Here is a 16,116-nt window from a genome sequence, read left to right as displayed (position 1 = left end):
GCAAGATCACGCAGAGTGAGTCGAGCCTAGGACGGCGGACCGTCGGCTTCAGGGAGGAGCGCAATAGTCGTACTGGTGTGGTCCGCGCTTGTTTCCGGTGCGGTCAGTGCTTGTTCCCGGTGTGGCTCGTACCCGTTTCCGGTGCGGCCCGTACGCGTGCCGGTGCCGTCCGTGTGCGTAGGCGGGGTGACTTCCGCGACAGTCCCAGGTGGGGCCCACAGCCTGGTCTCCCTGGGCCCCCGGGGGCCGCGAAACGGATTTGGGCGATCGGTGGTGAGGCGTGTAATGTCTTCATCGCTCGCCCCAATAGCTCAGTCGGCAGAGCGTCTCCATGGTAAGGAGAAGGTCTACGGTTCGATTCCGTATTGGGGCTCTGGTGTGAGAGGTTCCCGCCCGCGAAGCGGGGGCTCGATCGCATCTCAGCGGTGTAGCTCAGTCGGTAGAGCAAGCGGCTCATAATCGCTGTGTCACCGGTTCAAGTCCGGTCACCGCTACAGACAGTAGCCGATTGCGGGGTCGGTCCTTCGATCGGCTACTCTTCTTGCGTTAATTCAGTCCATCCGTTCGTCAAGGAGCACTCACGTGGCTGCCACCGACGTCCGCCCGAAGATCACGCTGGCCTGCGTGGAGTGCAAGGAGCGGAACTACATCACCAAGAAGAACCGGCGTAACAACCCGGACCGTCTTGAGATGAAGAAGCACTGCCCGCGTTGCAACGCCCACACGGCGCACCGCGAAACGCGATAAAACAGGCTCGTACGCGAGGCCGTCCCCGTAACGGGGGGCGGCCTCGCGTCGTTTCGGCCACTGCGGCGAACGCTCGGTCTCAAGCGGGGCGCTAGAGAGCCGTCGTTCACTGGTCAACCACAGCACACATCAGGAGGTGCCGAGCCCATGGCGCTCGACCAGTCCTTCGTGGGGCGGTCCTATCCGCCCACCGATCCCTATGAGGTCGGCCGGGAGAAGATCCGCGAGTTCGCGGAGGCCGTGGGGGACACCAACCCGGCGTACACCGACCCGCACGCCGCCAAGGCGCTCGGCCACGCCGACGTGATCGCTCCGCCGACCTTCGTGTTCGCGATCACCTTCAAGGCCGCGGGACAGGTCATCCAGGACCCGCAGCTGGGTCTGGACTACAGCCGCGTCGTACACGGCGATCAGAAGTTCGTGTACACGCGCCCTGTGCGCGCGGGCGACCGGCTCACGGTCACCTCGACCATCGAGAAGATCAAGTCCATGGCCGGCAATGACTTCCTGGACATCCGGGGTGAGGTCCACGACGAGGCGGGCGAGCACGTGGTGACCGCCTGGACCAAGCTCGTCGCCCGCGCGGTGGACGACGAGGACGCGGCAGAAGGGCAGGCGTGAGCCGATGACGGCACAGATCCACTACGCGGACGTCGAGGTCGGCACGGAACTGCCGGCCCGGACCTTCCCGGTCACTCGTGCCACGCTCGTGCAGTACGCGGGCGCCTCCGGGGACTTCAACCCCATCCACTGGAACGAGAAGTTCGCCAAGGAGGTCGGGCTGCCGGACGTCATCGCGCACGGCATGTTCACCATGGCCGAGGCGATCCGTGTGGTCACCGACTGGGTGGGCGACCCGGGCGCGGTCGTGGAGTACGGGGTGCGCTTCACCCGGCCCGTCGTCGTCCCGAACGACGACGAGGGGGCGACCATCGAAGTCAGCGGCAAGGTCGCGGCCAAGCTCGACGACGACACCGTCCGCGTCGACCTGACCGTCACAAGCGACGGCCAGAAGGTACTCGGCATGTCACGCGCGGTCGTACGGCTCGCCTGAACCATGCCTCCACGAGTAAGGGGTGCCCGCCATGGCGGGCACCCCTTACTCGTACTCCCTGGGAGGCACGGAGGCACGCTGAAGCGACGCCCGGTGGTGCGCCACGCGCGCGGGGGCGCCCCAGCACCGTCTCGTACCCTTGTGCGCGTGCAGGAACTCCACGACGCCCCGCTCGCCCCGCTGACCACCTTCCGGCTCGGCGGTCCCGCGGACCGGCTGATCACCGCGACGACCGACGCCGACGTGATCGCCGCCGTCCGCGAGGCCGACGACTCCGGTACGCCCCTGCTGCTCATCGGTGGCGGGTCCAACCTGGTCATCGGCGACAAGGGCTTCGCGGGAACCGCGCTCGTCATCGCGACCAAGGGCGTCACGCTCGACGGCACACGGCTGGAGCTCTCCGCCGGCGAGGTGTGGACCGACGCCGTCGCCCGCACTGTCGAGGCCGGACTCGCGGGCATCGAGTGCCTCGCCGGAATCCCCGGCTCGGCGGGCGCGACGCCGATCCAGAACGTCGGCGCGTACGGCCAGGAGGTCGCCTCCACCATCACCGAGGTGGTCGCCTACGACCGCGTCACCCACGAGACGGTCACCCTCCCGAACGCCGACTGCGCCTTCTCGTACCGGCACAGCCGCTTCAAGGCCGATCCCGAGCGGTACGTCGTGCTGCGAGTCCGCTTTGAACTGGAGGACGCGGACGGGCTGTCGGCGCCGATCAAGTACGCCGAGGCCGCCCGGGTCCTCGGCGTCGAACCCGGTGACCGTGTGCCCCTCGCCGCCGCCCGTGAGGCGGTGCTGAAGCTGCGCTCGGGGAAGGGCATGGTGCTCGACCCCGAGGACCACGACACCTGGTCGGCTGGGTCGTTCTTCACCAACCCGATCCTCACGGACGAGGAATTCGCCGCGTTCCACGCGCGCGTACGGGAGCGTCTGGGCGAGGGCGTCGTCCCGCCGGCCTATCCCGCGGGCGACGGCCACACCAAGACCTCCGCGGCCTGGCTGATCGACAAGGCGGGCTTCACCAAGGGGTACGGCACCGGCCCCGCCCGTATCTCCACCAAGCACACGCTGGCTCTCACCAACCGCGGCAGTGCCACCACCGAGGACCTGCTCGCCCTGGCCCGCGAGGTCGTCGCCGGCGTCCGGGACGCCTTCGGGATCACCCTCGTCAACGAGCCGGTGACGGTGGGCGTCAGCCTCTGAGAGAGGGCCCCGCGAACGGCCGGCTCGTAGGAGGGCCCCTCCCCTAGGCCCTGTCGTCGAACTCCCGCCTGCCCCGCGGCGCCTGGCACGCACTCCCCCCACTGCCTTAAGGGCGTGGGGGCACCCCCACGCCGCGTTGCCGAAAAGCCCTGGTAGCTCCGCTACAAGGACTTTCCGGCGCCTTGCGATCGCACGCACCAGACGCCGCGGGGCCCGCCCTCCGGGCGGACGACGGGAGTTTGACGACAGGACCTAGTAGGCCACCCCGACCGGCTGCCTCACCGTCGCCGGGTCGGCGGTCGCCGTCAGCATCGCGTGGGCCACGTCCGCACGGGAGAGAGTCCTGCCCTTGGGCGGGTTCCCGCCGATGACCGTGCGATAGGTGCCGGTCAGAGGGCCGTTCGTCAGCCGGGGCGGGCGTACCGCCGTCCAGTCAGCGGCACTGCGGGCCAGCTCGCCCTCCGTCTCCCGCAGGTCCTCGTAGACGTCCTTCAGGACCGTCCACAGCACCGAGCGCACGGCGCGGTCGAGGAGCGGGGCGCCCGGCGACGGCTCGGCGAGCGGGAACGCGCTCACCACCACGATCCGGCGTACGCCCTCGGCCTCCATGGCCCGCAGGACGGCGCGTGTCAGCCGGGACGCTACCCCGGCCTCCTTGCGCGACCGGGCGCCGAGACCGGACAGCACCGCGTCCCTGCCCGCCACCATGGGCCGCAACGTCTCCGGAGCCGTGAAGTCCGCGCGCACCACCTCCAGGCCGGAGCCCGTCACCGTGAGCCGGGCCGGGTCCCGTACCACCGCTGTGACCTGGTGGCCCGCGGAAAGCGCCTGGCGGACCACCTCCTGACCGACGCCGCCCGTAGCGCCGAACACCGTGAGCTTCATGTGCCCTCCGCGGGTGGGTAAGTGTTCACTCACCTCCAGAGTGCCGCCATGGCCGCGCAGGCCTCACGCGGCGAGCCAGTCGTCCACCCCCGACAGCAGCTTCGCTTTGACGTCGTCCGGGGCCGCAGAGCCCCGTACCGACTGGCGGGCCAGCTCGGCCAGTTCGGCGTCCGTGAAACCGTGGTGGCGGCGGGCGATCTCGTACTGGGCCGCGAGCCGTGAACCGAACAACAGGGGGTCGTCCGCGCCGAGCGCCATCGGGACCCCGGCCTCGAACAGCGTCCTCAGGGGGACGTCCTCGTGCTTCTCGTAGACGCCGAGCGCGACGTTGGAGGCCGGGCACACCTCACAGGTGATCCCCCTCTCGGCGAGACGCCTCAGCAGCCGCGGGTCCTCCGCCGCGCGCACCCCGTGCCCGACCCGGGAGGCGTGCAGGTCGTCCAGGCAGTCCCGGACCGACGACGGGCCGGTCAGCTCACCGCCGTGCGGCGCCGACAGCAGCCCGCCGTCCCGTGCGATCGCGAACGCCCGGTCGAAGTCCCGCGCCATGCCCCGCCGCTCGTCGTTGGACAGGCCGAAGCCGACGATGCCGCGGTCCCTGTAGCGCACGGCCAGCCGCGCCAGGGTGCGCGCGTCCAGCGGGTGCTTCATACGGTTCGCGGCGACGAGGACACGCATCCCGAGACCGGTCTCCCGCACGGTCGTGTCCACCGCGTCCAGGATGATCTCCAGGGCCGGGATGAGCCCGCCCAGCCGGGGCGCGTACGACGTGGGGTCGACCTGGATCTCCAGCCAGCCGGAGCCGTCCCTGACGTCCTCCTCGGCGGCCTCGCGCACCAGCCGCTGGATGTCCTCGGGCTCTCTGAGGCAGGACCGCGCCGCGTCGTACAGCCGCTGGAAGCGGAACCAGCCCCGCTCGTCCGTCGCCCGCAGCTTCGGCGGCTCCCCACTCGTCAGCGCTCCGGTCAGGGCCTCGGGCAGCCGCACGCCGTACTTGTCGGCGAGTTCCAGGACGGTTCCGGGCCGCATCGACCCGGTGAAGTGCAGGTGCAGATGAGCCTTGGGCAGCTCAGAGACATCACGTACGTGCTCCATTCAAGGATCGTGCCGTACGTCGCCGCCGCATCGGTAGCGCTTTCCCCGATCGTGGTCTTGCTCGCACACGAAGACGAAGAAAGGGGCGCCAACTACTCACGTGAGTAGTTGGCGCCCCGCGCGCGTAGAGCGCGAAAAACGAAAACGACGTCCCTAAGACGTACGAAAACGTCAGTCCCTCGCCTCGGCCAGCAGCTTCTGGATGCGGCTCACGCCCTCGACGAGATCCTCGTCACCCAGCGCGTACGACAGCCGCAGGTATCCCGGCGTGCCGAACGCCTCGCCCGGGACGACCGCGACCTCTGCCTCCTCCAGGATGAGCGCGGCCAGCTCGACGGTGTTCTGCGGGCGCCTGCCGCGGATCTCCTTGCCGATGAGGCCCTTCACGGAGGGGTACGCGTAGAAGGCGCCCTCGGGCTCCGGGCAGAGCACGCCGTCGATCTCGTTGAGCATCCGCACGATGGTCCGGCGACGGCGGTCGAAGGCCTCGCGCATCTCGGCGACGGCCGTCAGGTCGCCCGAGACGGCGGCGAGCGCGGCCACCTGGGCGACGTTCGAGACGTTGGACGTGGCGTGCGACTGAAGGTTGGTCGCGGCCTTGACGACGTCCTTCGGGCCGATGACCCAGCCCACGCGCCAGCCCGTCATGGCGTACGTCTTGGCGACGCCGTTGACCACGATGCACTTGTCGCGCAGCTCCGGCACGATCGCGGGGAGCGACACGGAGACCGCGTCGCCGTAGACGAGGTGCTCGTAGATCTCGTCCGTGAGCACCCACAGGCCGTGCTCGACGGCCCAGCGGCCGATCGCCTCGGTCTCGGCCTCGCTGTACACGGAGCCGGTCGGGTTGGACGGCGACACGAAGAGGACGACCTTGGTCTTCTCCGTGCGTGCCGCCTCCAGCTGCTCGACCGAGACCCGATAGCCCGTGGTCTCGTCCGCGACGACCTCGACCGGGACGCCGCCGGCGAGACGGATCGACTCCGGGTACGTCGTCCAGTACGGCGCCGGGACGATGACCTCGTCACCTGGGTCGAGGATCGCGGCGAAGGCCTCGTAGATGGCCTGCTTGCCGCCGTTGGTGACCAGGATCTGAGAGGGGTCCACCTCGTAACCCGAGTCCCGCAGCGTCTTCGCGGCGATCGCGGCCTTCAGCTCGGGCAGACCGCCCGCAGGCGTGTAGCGGTGGTACTTCGGGTTCTTGCAGGCCTCGACGGCCGCCTCGACGATGTAGTCCGGGGTCGGGAAGTCGGGCTCGCCGGCGCCGAAGCCGATCACCGGACGCCCGGCGGCCTTGAGGGCCTTGGCCTTGGCGTCCACGGCGAGGGTGGCGGACTCGGAGATCGCGCCGACTCGGGCGGAGACCCGGCGCTCGGTGGGAGAGGTAGCAGCGCTCATGACCCCATCGTTTCAGACACGAAACGCCCGCGGCACGCCGGTTTCACTTGCCGGCCGACTCAGCCTGTCTCCAAGCCACTTGCCGGAGCGGAGGTGACCCCGGTGCCGTGGCAGGCGGCAACCGACTGGCCGACGGGATGCGAACAATTGTCCGGAGCTCGGCTGCGGCATGGTCGTTATCCGGGCGATCCACCGCCGATCTTCCGCCGGGAAAGCATCCACAGGCACTTTCCGTTCGACGACCGGCCCGCGAGCACGTACACTCACACCTCGTTGGCCTCTGCGGGCCGCGCTCACCCGGTGCACACCGAGCACTCGGGCGGATGCGGTACGTTTGGGGGGAACCAAAGGGTCGTAGCTCAATTGGTAGAGCACTGGTCTCCAAAACCAGCGGTTGGGGGTTCAAGTCCCTCCGGCCCTGCAACACACTCCTTACGCCAGGAAGTGTGCGCATGTACGTACAGCAATGCACCGCCGTGCGGCTCAGACCGGGCGCGGCACGGCCACGACCCGGAATCAGGTGAGGACGAGTGACGGACGCCGTGGGCTCCATCGACATGCCTGATGCCCAGGACGAGGCGCCGGAGTCCAAGAAGACCCGCAGGGGCGGCAAGCGCGCCAAGAAGGGCCCCTTCAAGCGCCTTGCGCTGTTCTACCGCCAGATCGTCGCGGAACTCCGCAAGGTCGTCTGGCCGACCCGCTCTCAGCTGACGACGTACACGACCGTGGTGATCGTCTTCGTCGTCATCATGATCGGTCTGGTGACTGTGATTGACTTCGGACTCGACAAGGCCGCCAAGTACGTCTTCGGCTGAGCCGAAAGCGAAGGGCGCCGTACCCGGCGCCCCTTTCGCGTGTTCCACCGCCATGAATCCAGGAAGAAGCAGCCACCGTGTCTGACCCGAACGTGAACGACGCCGTCGAGCCTCGTGGGGAAGGTGTCGAGTCCGTGGACGACGAGCTCGACATCGTCAGGGGAGCGGACGAGGTCGACGAGCACGAGGCTGCCGAAGCCGAGGCGGGGAAGCCGGCCGAGGAAGCCGCCGTGCACATCGAGGACGACGAGGGTGACGAGGGCGAGAGTGAGGCCGCCGAGGAGGAGGCCGAGCCCGTCGACCCCGTCGCCGCGCTGCGCGAGGAACTGCGGACGCTGCCCGGCGAGTGGTACGTCATCCACACGTACGCCGGCTACGAGAACCGCGTGAAGACCAACCTGGAGCAGCGCGCCGTCTCGCTGAACGTCGAGGACTACATCTTCCAGGCCGAGGTGCCGCAGGAGGAGGTCGTCCAGATCAAGAACGGCGACCGCAAGACCATCCGTCAGAACAAGCTCCCCGGCTACGTCCTGGTGCGCATGGACCTGACGAACGAGTCCTGGGGCGTCGTCCGCAACACGCCCGGCGTCACCGGCTTCGTGGGCAACGCCTACGACCCTTACCCGCTGACGCTCGACGAGATCGTCAAGATGCTCGCCCCGGAGGCCGAGGAGAAGGCCGCCCGTGAGGCCGCCGAGGCCGAGGGCAAGCCGGCTCCGGCCCGCAAGGTCGAGGTCCAGGTGCTGGACTTCGAGGTCGGCGACTCGGTCACCGTCACCGACGGCCCGTTCGCCACGCTCCAGGCGACCATCAACGAGATCAACCCCGACTCGAAGAAGGTCAAGGGCCTCGTCGAGATCTTCGGCCGCGAGACGCCGGTCGAGCTCAGCTTCGACCAGATCCAGAAGAACTAGTTCCACGGCCGGAACTCCGGCCTTGGGAACTGCGGCACTTCTGGACTTGTCGCTTCGCGCAGGTCAGGCAGGCCCTCGTGGCCGGTCTGACCTGCGCGGTTTTTGGCCGCGCATCTGTACCCGTTATCGTTGCGCGGTATGCCTTCATCCGGGACGCGACCCGGGCGGAGGCGCACTCGAATCGAAAGGACCCGGAGAGCAATGCCTCCCAAGAAGAAGAAGGTCACGGGGCTTATCAAGCTCCAGATCCAGGCCGGTGCCGCGAACCCGGCCCCGCCGGTCGGCCCGGCGCTGGGTCAGCACGGCGTCAACATCATGGAGTTCTGCAAGGCCTACAACGCCGCGACGGAGTCGCAGCGCGGGTGGGTCATCCCGGTGGAGATCACGGTCTACGAGGACCGTTCCTTCACCTTCATCACCAAGACGCCGCCGGCCGCCAAGATGATCCTCAAGGCCGCGGGCGTGGAGAAGGGCTCCGGCGAGCCGCACAAGACCAAGGTCGCCAAGATCACCGAGGCGCAGGTCCGCGAGATCGCCCAGACCAAGCTGCCCGACCTCAACGCCAACGACCTGGACGCCGCCGCGAAGATCATCGCCGGTACCGCGCGTTCCATGGGCGTCACGGTCGAGGGCTGAACCCCACCTTCGTTGAACCATGCAGCTGCCGAACGGGCAGCCGCACGTGGCAGGGCCTGCTCGGCCCGTACCACGACTCCTCTCAGAACACACAGGAGCAGTTGTGAGCAAGCGCAGCAAGGCTCTCCGCGCTGCGGACATCAAGATCGACCGGGAGAAGCTGTACGCCCCGCTCGAAGCCGTCCGCCTCGCCAAGGAGACCTCCACGACCAAGTTCGACGGCACCGTCGAGGTCGCCTTCCGTCTGGGTGTCGACCCGCGCAAGGCCGACCAGATGGTCCGTGGCACCGTGAACCTCCCGCACGGCACCGGTAAGACCGCCCGGGTCCTGGTCTTCGCGACCGGTGACCGTGCCGAGGCCGCACGCGCCGCGGGCGCCGACATCGTCGGCTCCGACGAGCTGATCGACGAGGTGGCGAAGGGCCGTCTGGACTTCGACGCCGTCGTCGCCACCCCGGACCTCATGGGCAAGGTCGGCCGCCTCGGCCGCGTGCTCGGTCCCCGTGGTCTGATGCCGAACCCCAAGACCGGCACCGTGACCCCGGACGTCACCAAGGCCGTCAACGACATCAAGGGCGGCAAGATCGAGTTCCGCGTCGACAAGCACTCGAACCTGCACTTCATCATCGGCAAGACGTCGTTCGACGACAGCAAGCTGGTGGAGAACTACGGCGCGGCGCTGGAGGAGATCCTCCGTCTGAAGCCGTCCGCCGCCAAGGGCCGCTACATCAAGAAGGCCGCCATCACCACCACGATGGGCCCCGGCATCCCGGTCGACCCCAACCGCACCCGCAACCTCCTCGTCGAGGAGGACCCGGCCGCCGTCTGAGCCCTGCGCTCCTTTCGGTAGCCGGTTCGCACGCGATCCGGTCAGCGAGCCCCGCAACCTTTCGAGGTGCGGGGCTCGTCCCTTGCCGGGCGCGTGAGGTGAGCCACACAGAGCCGGGGAAAGTCCGGGGGACACGGGAATCCGCCTGGTATACGCTCTCGGTCTTGCTATGAATCGATCAAGCGTTCCTTGGGGGGACTCATGGGGATTTCTGTGTACGGATCCATGCGTCGGAAGGTAACCGGCGCGGCGCTCGCCGCCCTGCTGCTCAGCGGCGGAGCGGTCGCCTGCGGGACGGAAACCGGGAGTGACTCCGCGAAGGAGGAGTCGCCGAAGATGACGCCCGCGGCGGCCGTGGCGAAGGCGGCGAAGAACGTTGAGGACATCACGTCCCTGAGCTACCGGATGACGGGCGAGGTCCCGGAAGAGGGGCGCATCGAGGCCGAGGCGCAGATGAGCATGAAGCCCACTGTTGCCATGAGCATGAAGATGACGGCGCTCGACCAGGCCGAGGCCAACGAGGTCGAGATCAGGCTCGTCGACAAGGCCATGTACCTCGACGGAGGCGCCGAGGCCGCGAAGGAGATGGACGGAAAGCGCTGGATCAAGTTCGACATGGACGCGCTCGGGAAGGACGCCGGTGCCCTCGGCGGCGAGTCCCTGGGCGCCACGGCCGACAAGAACCCGGCCCAGGAGTCCACCCTCCTCACCGGCTCCAAGGACGTGAAGGAGGTCGGCACCGAGACCATCGACGGTGTCGAGACCACCCACTACCAGGGCACGGTCACCCTCGACCAGTTCCGCAAGTCCCTCAAGGGCGAGGACAAGGCCACCCGCGAGCAGCGTGAGAAGGCCATCGAGCAGTACGAGGACATGGGCCTCGACAGCCTCACGATGCACATGTGGATCGACGACGAGGACCACACCAAGCAGTTCCGCATGAAGGGCGACGCCGACAAGGGCCCGCTCGACATGACCATCACGTTCCTCGACTACAACAAGCCGGTGACCGTGGAGGCCCCGCCGGCCAAGGACACGATGGACCTCGCCGAGATGATGGAGGCGGCCCAGCAGGGCTGACGTCCGCCCCGGCCGCGCCCCGTCCACGGGGGCGCGGCCGAACGGATTTGCTTGACACGCCCCGTGTCATCTACGCTCACCCAGAAGCCAAAGACCGCTGGTCGTTGCCGTGGCGCTCGTGAGAGGGCCCGGTGGCCGAAGGATCCGCTGAACTGCGGACGACCCGCGCAGGTGACTGTGGAAGTGCTCCTGGACCGGTTCCGTTTGCAGACGGGATTCGTCCGGTCGAGCTACGCCCCGTGCGCCTGCGCCGGGGCGTTTCGTTTATGCCGGCCCCTTCCGAGCGGTCCTCAACACCCGGAAGGAGGCCGACGCTCTATGGCAAGGCCCGACAAGGCTGCCGCGGTAGCCGAGCTGACGGAGCAGTTCCGCAGCTCGAACGCCGCCGTGCTGACCGAGTACCGGGGTCTCACCGTGGCGCAGCTCAAGACGCTGCGCCGGTCGCTCGGTGAGAACGCCCAGTACGCCGTGGTGAAGAACACGCTGACCAAGATTGCGGCCAACGAGGCCGGGATCACGACGCTCGACGACCTGTTCAACGGTCCGACGGCGGTCGCCTTCGTCACCGGTGACCCGGTGGAGTCGGCGAAGGGTCTTCGTGACTTCGCCAAGGACAACCCGAACCTCGTCATCAAGGGCGGTGTCCTTGACGGCAAGGCGCTGTCCGCCGACGAGATCAAGAAGCTTGCGGACCTTGAGTCCCGCGAGGTTCTGCTCTCCAAGCTGGCCGGTGCTCTGAAGGGCAAGCAGTCCCAGGCTGCCTCTGTCTTCCAGGCGCTGCCGTCGAAGCTCGTCCGCACCGTGGACGCGCTGCGCGCCAAGCAGGACGAGCAGGGCGGTGCCGAGTAACTCGGCTCGCGAAATGACCGCCGCCTGAGGCAACCCCCTCCGGGCAACGGTCGTAGCGGGCCGAACGTACGCCCGCCAGACATGTACATCCGGCACCAGCCGAATTAGTGGAAGGAAAGCCATCGTGGCTCTCACCCAGGAAGAACTGCTCGCCGAGTTCGAGAACATGACCCTCATCCAGCTTTCCGAGTTCGTGAAGGCGTTCGAGGAGAAGTTCGACGTCACCGCCGCCGCTGCCGCGCCGGTCGTCGTCGCCGGTGGTGCCGCCGGTGGCGCCGCCGCCCCCGCCGAGGAGGAGAAGGACGAGTTCGACGTCATCCTCACCGGCGCCGGCGACAAGAAGATCCAGGTCATCAAGGTCGTGCGTGAGCTGACCTCGCTGGGTCTGAAGGAGGCCAAGGACCTCGTGGACGGCGCCCCGAAGCCCGTCCTGGAGAAGGTCGCCAAGGACGCCGCCGAGAAGGCCGCCGAGTCCCTCAAGGGCGCCGGCGCCTCCGTCGAGGTCAAGTAAGACCTCAGGGGTCCGTACGGATCCCGACGCCGCGCAGTTCCTCCGTGGGGCTGTAACGCAGACGCACCGAAGGGCGATCACCCAAGTGGGTGGTCGCCCTTCGGCGTTCCGGACGTTGTCGGACGGCTGCCTTGCACTGTGGGTTCCGACGAGTATGGTGATCTTCGTTGTGCCTCCGGGCACCCCGGTGACCGGCTGCGAGTGACGATCGCGGCACCCGGGTCGGGCTTGGGGGCCTTGACGAACTGCACGCAGCGCGCAATTCTCAGGACGCGTCGTCACAACGATCCGCATCCGAGGCATGGATCGACGACGAAGAGGGAAGTATCGATGTGCATCGAGGGCGTGGCTTGTCGCAGGTGTTGACGAACAACGAGGGTTTTCGAGGGTCCGCAAACCCGCACTGGACATCAGTGAGCCAAGTGGCTACACTGACCCTTTGCGCTGCCTGTTAGCTGCTTCCTGCCCGTCACCAGGAACATGCCCTCGCCCGACACCGACGATTGAAGCGTCCCCCACCTGGGGCTTTCCATCTCTGTGTCCGGTCGAGGGGGCCGGTACGCGCGTAGTGAGTCCGAGCCCTCGGAAGGACCCCCTCTTGGCCGCCTCGCGCACTGCCTCGAACGCGAATATGAACAACGGCGCCAGCACCGCCCCGCTGCGCATCTCCTTTGCAAAGATCAAGGAGCCTCTTGAGGTTCCCAACCTGCTCGCGCTGCAGACCGAGAGCTTCGACTGGCTGCTCGGCAACACCGCCTGGCAGAGTCGGGTCGAGGAGGCTCTGGAGTCCGGTCAGGACGTCCCCACCAAGTCCGGTCTGGAGGAGATCTTCGAGGAGATCTCCCCGATCGAGGACTTCTCCGGGTCGATGTCGCTGACATTCCGCGACCACCGCTTCGAGCCGCCGAAGAACTCCATCGACGAGTGCAAGGAGCGCGACTTCACCTACGCCGCGCCCCTCTTCGTCACGGCCGAGTTCACCAACAACGAGACCGGCGAGATCAAGTCCCAGACCGTCTTCATGGGCGACTTCCCGCTCATGACGAACAAGGGCACGTTCGTCATCAACGGCACCGAGCGTGTCGTGGTGTCGCAGCTGGTCCGTTCGCCCGGTGTCTACTTCGACTCCTCGATCGACAAGACGTCCGACAAGGACATCTTCTCCGCCAAGATCATCCCGTCCCGGGGTGCCTGGCTGGAGATGGAGATCGACAAGCGCGACATGGTCGGTGTCCGCATCGACCGCAAGCGCAAGCAGTCCGTGACCGTCCTCCTCAAGGCGCTCGGCTGGACCACCGAGCAGATCCTCGAAGAGTTCGGCGACTACGAGTCCATGCGCGCCACCCTGGAGAAGGACCACACCCAGGGCCAGGACGACGCGCTGCTCGACATCTACCGCAAGCTGCGTCCGGGCGAGCCCCCCACGCGTGAGGCCGCGCAGACGCTGCTGGAGAACCTGTACTTCAACCCCAAGCGTTACGACCTCGCCAAGGTCGGCCGCTACAAGGTCAACAAGAAGCTGGGTTCGGACGCTCCGCTCGACGCGGGTGTCCTGACCGTCGAGGACGTCATCTCGACGATCAAGTACCTGGTGAAGCTGCACGCGGGCGAGATCGAGACGGTCGGCGACAACGGCACGCAGATCGTCGTCGAGACCGACGACATCGACCACTTCGGCAACCGCCGTCTGCGTAACGTCGGCGAGCTCATCCAGAACCAGGTCCGCACGGGTCTGGCGCGTATGGAGCGAGTCGTCCGTGAGCGCATGACCACGCAGGACGTCGAGGCGATCACGCCGCAGACGCTGATCAACATCCGGCCGGTCGTCGCCTCCATCAAGGAGTTCTTCGGCACCAGCCAGCTGTCGCAGTTCATGGACCAGAACAACCCGCTGTCGGGTCTCACCCACAAGCGCCGTCTGTCGGCCCTTGGTCCGGGTGGTCTCTCCCGTGAGCGGGCCGGCTTCGAGGTCCGTGACGTGCACCCGTCGCACTACGGCCGCATGTGCCCGATCGAGACCCCTGAAGGCCCTAACATCGGTCTGATCGGCTCGCTGGCCTCGTACGGCCGGGTCAACGCGTTCGGTTTCGTCGAGACCCCGTACCGCAAGGTCAACGACGGTCAGGTCACCGACGAGGTCGACTACCTCACGGCCGACGAAGAGGACCGGTTCGTCATCGCGCAGGCCAACGCCACGCTGACGGACGAGCTCCGCTTCGCCGAGGCGCGTGTCCTGGTGCGCCGCCGTGGCGGTGAGGTCGACTACGTCAGCCCCGAGGACGTCGACTACATGGACGTCTCGCCGCGCCAGATGGTGTCGGTCGCGACCGCCATGATCCCGTTCCTGGAGCACGACGACGCCAACCGTGCCCTCATGGGCGCGAACATGATGCGTCAGGCCGTGCCGCTCATCAAGTCCGAGTCCCCGCTCGTCGGCACCGGCATGGAGTACCGCTCCGCCGTCGACGCCGGCGACGTCGTCAAGGCCGAGAAGGCCGGTGTGGTCCAGGAGGTCTCCGCGGACTACATCACCACGGCCAACGACGACGGCACGTACATCACGTACCGCCTGGCCAAGTTCGCCCGGTCCAACCAGGGCACCTCGGTCAACCAGAAGGTCATCGTCAACGAGGGCGACCGCGTCATCGAGGGCCAGGTCCTCGCCGACGGCCCGGCCACCCAGAACGGCGAGATGGCGCTCGGCAAGAACCTGCTCGTGGCGTTCATGCCGTGGGAGGGTCACAACTACGAGGACGCGATCATCCTGTCGCAGCGCCTCGTGCAGGACGACGTCCTCTCCTCGATCCACATCGAGGAGCACGAGGTCGACGCCCGTGACACCAAGCTCGGCCCCGAGGAGATCACCCGGGACATCCCGAACGTCTCCGAGGAGGTCCTCGCCGACCTCGACGAGCGCGGCATCATCCGTATCGGTGCCGAGGTCATCGCCGGTGACATCCTCGTCGGCAAGGTGACCCCGAAGGGTGAGACCGAGCTGACGCCGGAGGAGCGCCTGCTGCGCGCGATCTTCGGTGAGAAGGCCCGTGAGGTCCGTGACACCTCGCTGAAGGTGCCGCACGGCGAGACCGGCAAGGTCATCGGCGTCCGCGTCTTCGACCGCGAGGAGGGCGACGAGCTTCCCCCGGGTGTGAACCAGCTGGTGCGCGTGTACGTGGCGCAGAAGCGCAAGATCACCGACGGTGACAAGCTCGCCGGCCGCCACGGCAACAAGGGTGTCATCTCGAAGATCCTGCCGATCGAGGACATGCCGTTCCTGGAGGACGGCACCCCGGTCGACATCATCCTCAACCCGCTCGGTGTCCCGTCCCGAATGAACCCGGGACAGGTCCTGGAGATCCACCTCGGCTGGCTCGCCAGCCGCGGCTGGGACGTCTCCGGGCTCAGCGAGGAGTGGGCGCAGCGCCTGCAGGCCATCGAGGCCGACCGGGTCGACCCGGGCACGAACGTCGCCACCCCCGTCTTCGACGGTGCGCGTGAGGACGAGCTCGCGGGTCTGCTGCAGCACACCATCCCGAACCGCGACGGAGAGCGCATGGTGCTCCCGACCGGTAAGGCGCGGCTGTTCGACGGCCGTAGCGGTGAGCCGTTCCCGGACCCGATCTCGGTCGGGTACATGTACATCCTCAAGCTGCACCACCTGGTCGACGACAAGCTGCACGCCCGCTCGACCGGCCCGTACTCGATGATCACCCAGCAGCCGCTGGGTGGTAAGGCCCAGTTCGGTGGCCAGCGGTTCGGCGAGATGGAGGTGTGGGCGCTGGAGGCCTATGGCGCCGCGTACGCCCTCCAGGAGCTGCTGACCATCAAGTCCGACGACGTCACCGGCCGCGTGAAGGTCTACGAGGCCATCGTCAAGGGCGAGAACATCCCCGAACCCGGCATCCCCGAGTCCTTCAAGGTGCTCATCAAGGAGATGCAGTCCCTGTGCCTGAACGTGGAGGTGCTGTCCAGCGACGGTATGTCCATCGAGATGCGTGACACCGACGAGGACGTCTTCCGCGCTGCGGAGGAGCTCGGCATCGACCTGTCCCGGCGCGAGCCGAGCAGCGTCGAAGAGGTCTGACGGGATTTCGGCGGAC

Annotated in this window: 15 protein-coding genes and 3 tRNA genes; 15 read left to right on the top strand and 3 right to left on the bottom strand. The window is 67.6% G+C overall.

Annotated features, from left to right (window positions below):
* Positions 1 to 300 precede the first annotated feature (300 nt).
* From IE262_RS12625 to IE262_RS12600, 6 genes are all read left to right on the top strand, one after another.
* Positions 301 to 373: transfer RNA gene (locus tag IE262_RS12625), tRNA-Thr, on the top strand.
* Between the two features lie 48 nt (positions 374 to 421).
* Positions 422 to 494: transfer RNA gene (locus tag IE262_RS12620), tRNA-Met, on the top strand.
* Positions 495 to 582: 88 nt separating this feature from the next.
* Positions 583 to 747, top strand: a complete 165-nt coding sequence (rpmG, locus tag IE262_RS12615; RefSeq protein WP_003948671.1) for a 50S ribosomal protein L33 — start codon at positions 583 to 585, stop codon at positions 745 to 747.
* 147 nt (positions 748 to 894) lie between these two features.
* Entirely contained in the window at positions 895 to 1,368 is a 474-nt protein-coding gene (locus IE262_RS12610) for a MaoC family dehydratase N-terminal domain-containing protein (RefSeq protein ID WP_134040786.1), read from the top strand.
* 4 nt (positions 1,369 to 1,372) lie between these two features.
* On the top strand, positions 1,373 to 1,801 hold the full coding sequence (locus tag IE262_RS12605) for a MaoC family dehydratase (RefSeq protein WP_134040787.1): 429 nt from the start codon (positions 1,373 to 1,375) through the stop codon (positions 1,799 to 1,801).
* Between the two features lie 147 nt (positions 1,802 to 1,948).
* Positions 1,949 to 3,004 (top strand): UDP-N-acetylmuramate dehydrogenase, encoded by a 1,056-nt coding sequence (locus IE262_RS12600; RefSeq protein WP_189873524.1) that lies wholly within the window; start codon positions 1,949 to 1,951, stop codon positions 3,002 to 3,004.
* Between the two features lie 252 nt (positions 3,005 to 3,256).
* On the opposite strand, the gene IE262_RS12595 is transcribed toward IE262_RS12600, so the two are convergent.
* The 3 genes from IE262_RS12595 to IE262_RS12585 all read right to left on the bottom strand — a co-directional run bounded on the left by IE262_RS12595 (position 3,257) and on the right by IE262_RS12585 (position 6,382).
* Positions 3,257 to 3,889: an NAD(P)-dependent oxidoreductase gene (locus IE262_RS12595; RefSeq protein WP_189873522.1), complete on the bottom strand. Its 633-nt coding sequence runs from the start codon at positions 3,887 to 3,889 to the stop codon at positions 3,257 to 3,259.
* 63 nt (positions 3,890 to 3,952) lie between these two features.
* Positions 3,953 to 4,984 carry an adenosine deaminase gene (locus IE262_RS12590; RefSeq protein ID WP_134040791.1) on the bottom strand — a complete coding sequence of 344 codons (1,032 nt, stop codon included), beginning with the start codon at positions 4,982 to 4,984 and terminating at the stop codon, positions 3,953 to 3,955.
* Between the two features lie 171 nt (positions 4,985 to 5,155).
* Positions 5,156 to 6,382: a pyridoxal phosphate-dependent aminotransferase gene (locus tag IE262_RS12585; protein WP_189873521.1), complete on the bottom strand. Its 1,227-nt coding sequence runs from the start codon at positions 6,380 to 6,382 to the stop codon at positions 5,156 to 5,158.
* A 348-nt stretch (positions 6,383 to 6,730) separates the two neighbouring features.
* Between IE262_RS12585 and IE262_RS12580 the strand changes: the two genes are divergently transcribed.
* From IE262_RS12580 to rpoB, 9 genes are all read left to right on the top strand, one after another.
* A tRNA-Trp gene (locus IE262_RS12580) sits at positions 6,731 to 6,803 on the top strand.
* A gap of 109 nt (positions 6,804 to 6,912) precedes the next feature.
* Positions 6,913 to 7,197 carry a preprotein translocase subunit SecE gene (secE, locus tag IE262_RS12575; RefSeq protein ID WP_134040795.1) on the top strand — a complete coding sequence of 95 codons (285 nt, stop codon included), beginning with the start codon at positions 6,913 to 6,915 and terminating at the stop codon, positions 7,195 to 7,197.
* A gap of 77 nt (positions 7,198 to 7,274) precedes the next feature.
* On the top strand, positions 7,275 to 8,111 hold the full coding sequence (gene nusG / locus IE262_RS12570) for a transcription termination/antitermination protein NusG (RefSeq protein WP_134040797.1): 837 nt from the start codon (positions 7,275 to 7,277) through the stop codon (positions 8,109 to 8,111).
* A 201-nt stretch (positions 8,112 to 8,312) separates the two neighbouring features.
* Entirely contained in the window at positions 8,313 to 8,747 is a 435-nt protein-coding gene (gene rplK / locus IE262_RS12565) for a 50S ribosomal protein L11 (protein ID WP_019756559.1), read from the top strand.
* A gap of 103 nt (positions 8,748 to 8,850) precedes the next feature.
* The gene (gene rplA, locus IE262_RS12560) at positions 8,851 to 9,576 is read left to right on the top strand and encodes a 50S ribosomal protein L1 (protein WP_134040799.1); all 726 of its coding nucleotides are present in this window, start codon (positions 8,851 to 8,853) and stop codon (positions 9,574 to 9,576) included.
* A gap of 225 nt (positions 9,577 to 9,801) precedes the next feature.
* Positions 9,802 to 10,656 (top strand): SCO4651 family lipoprotein, encoded by an 855-nt coding sequence (locus IE262_RS12555; RefSeq protein ID WP_189873519.1) that lies wholly within the window; start codon positions 9,802 to 9,804, stop codon positions 10,654 to 10,656.
* Between the two features lie 318 nt (positions 10,657 to 10,974).
* Positions 10,975 to 11,505: a 50S ribosomal protein L10 gene (gene rplJ / locus IE262_RS12550; RefSeq protein ID WP_134040803.1), complete on the top strand. Its 531-nt coding sequence runs from the start codon at positions 10,975 to 10,977 to the stop codon at positions 11,503 to 11,505.
* Positions 11,506 to 11,626: 121 nt separating this feature from the next.
* Complete coding sequence (gene rplL / locus IE262_RS12545; RefSeq protein ID WP_134040805.1) at positions 11,627 to 12,016, top strand: 50S ribosomal protein L7/L12; 390 nt, start codon at positions 11,627 to 11,629, stop codon at positions 12,014 to 12,016.
* A gap of 598 nt (positions 12,017 to 12,614) precedes the next feature.
* Entirely contained in the window at positions 12,615 to 16,100 is a 3,486-nt protein-coding gene (rpoB, locus tag IE262_RS12540; RefSeq protein WP_189873517.1) for a DNA-directed RNA polymerase subunit beta, read from the top strand.
* The last annotated feature ends 16 nt before the right edge of the window (positions 16,101 to 16,116 follow it).

Source organism: Streptomyces bluensis (genome assembly GCF_014650715.1).
GTDB lineage: Bacteria > Actinomycetota > Actinomycetes > Streptomycetales > Streptomycetaceae > Streptomyces > Streptomyces bluensis.
Note: the sequence above shows the minus strand (reverse complement) of the source record. Positions and strands in the feature narration are given on the sequence as shown.

What these genes read in the sequence shown, in the direction of transcription:
- IE262_RS12595 (WP_189873522.1), bottom strand. Translation starts at nt 3,889, where the DNA reads ATGAAGCTCACGGTGTTCGGCGCTACGGGCGGCGTCGGTCAGGAGGTG.
- IE262_RS12555 (WP_189873519.1), top strand. Translation starts at nt 9,802, where the DNA reads ATGCGTCGGAAGGTAACCGGCGCGGCGCTCGCCGCCCTGCTGCTCAGC.
- rplK (WP_019756559.1), top strand. Translation starts at nt 8,313, where the DNA reads ATGCCTCCCAAGAAGAAGAAGGTCACGGGGCTTATCAAGCTCCAGATC.
- rplJ (WP_134040803.1), top strand. Translation starts at nt 10,975, where the DNA reads ATGGCAAGGCCCGACAAGGCTGCCGCGGTAGCCGAGCTGACGGAGCAG.
- IE262_RS12605 (WP_134040787.1), top strand. Translation starts at nt 1,373, where the DNA reads ATGACGGCACAGATCCACTACGCGGACGTCGAGGTCGGCACGGAACTG.
- IE262_RS12585 (WP_189873521.1), bottom strand. Translation starts at nt 6,382, where the DNA reads ATGAGCGCTGCTACCTCTCCCACCGAGCGCCGGGTCTCCGCCCGAGTC.
- IE262_RS12590 (WP_134040791.1), bottom strand. Translation starts at nt 4,984, where the DNA reads ATGGAGCACGTACGTGATGTCTCTGAGCTGCCCAAGGCTCATCTGCAC.
- IE262_RS12610 (WP_134040786.1), top strand. Translation starts at nt 895, where the DNA reads ATGGCGCTCGACCAGTCCTTCGTGGGGCGGTCCTATCCGCCCACCGAT.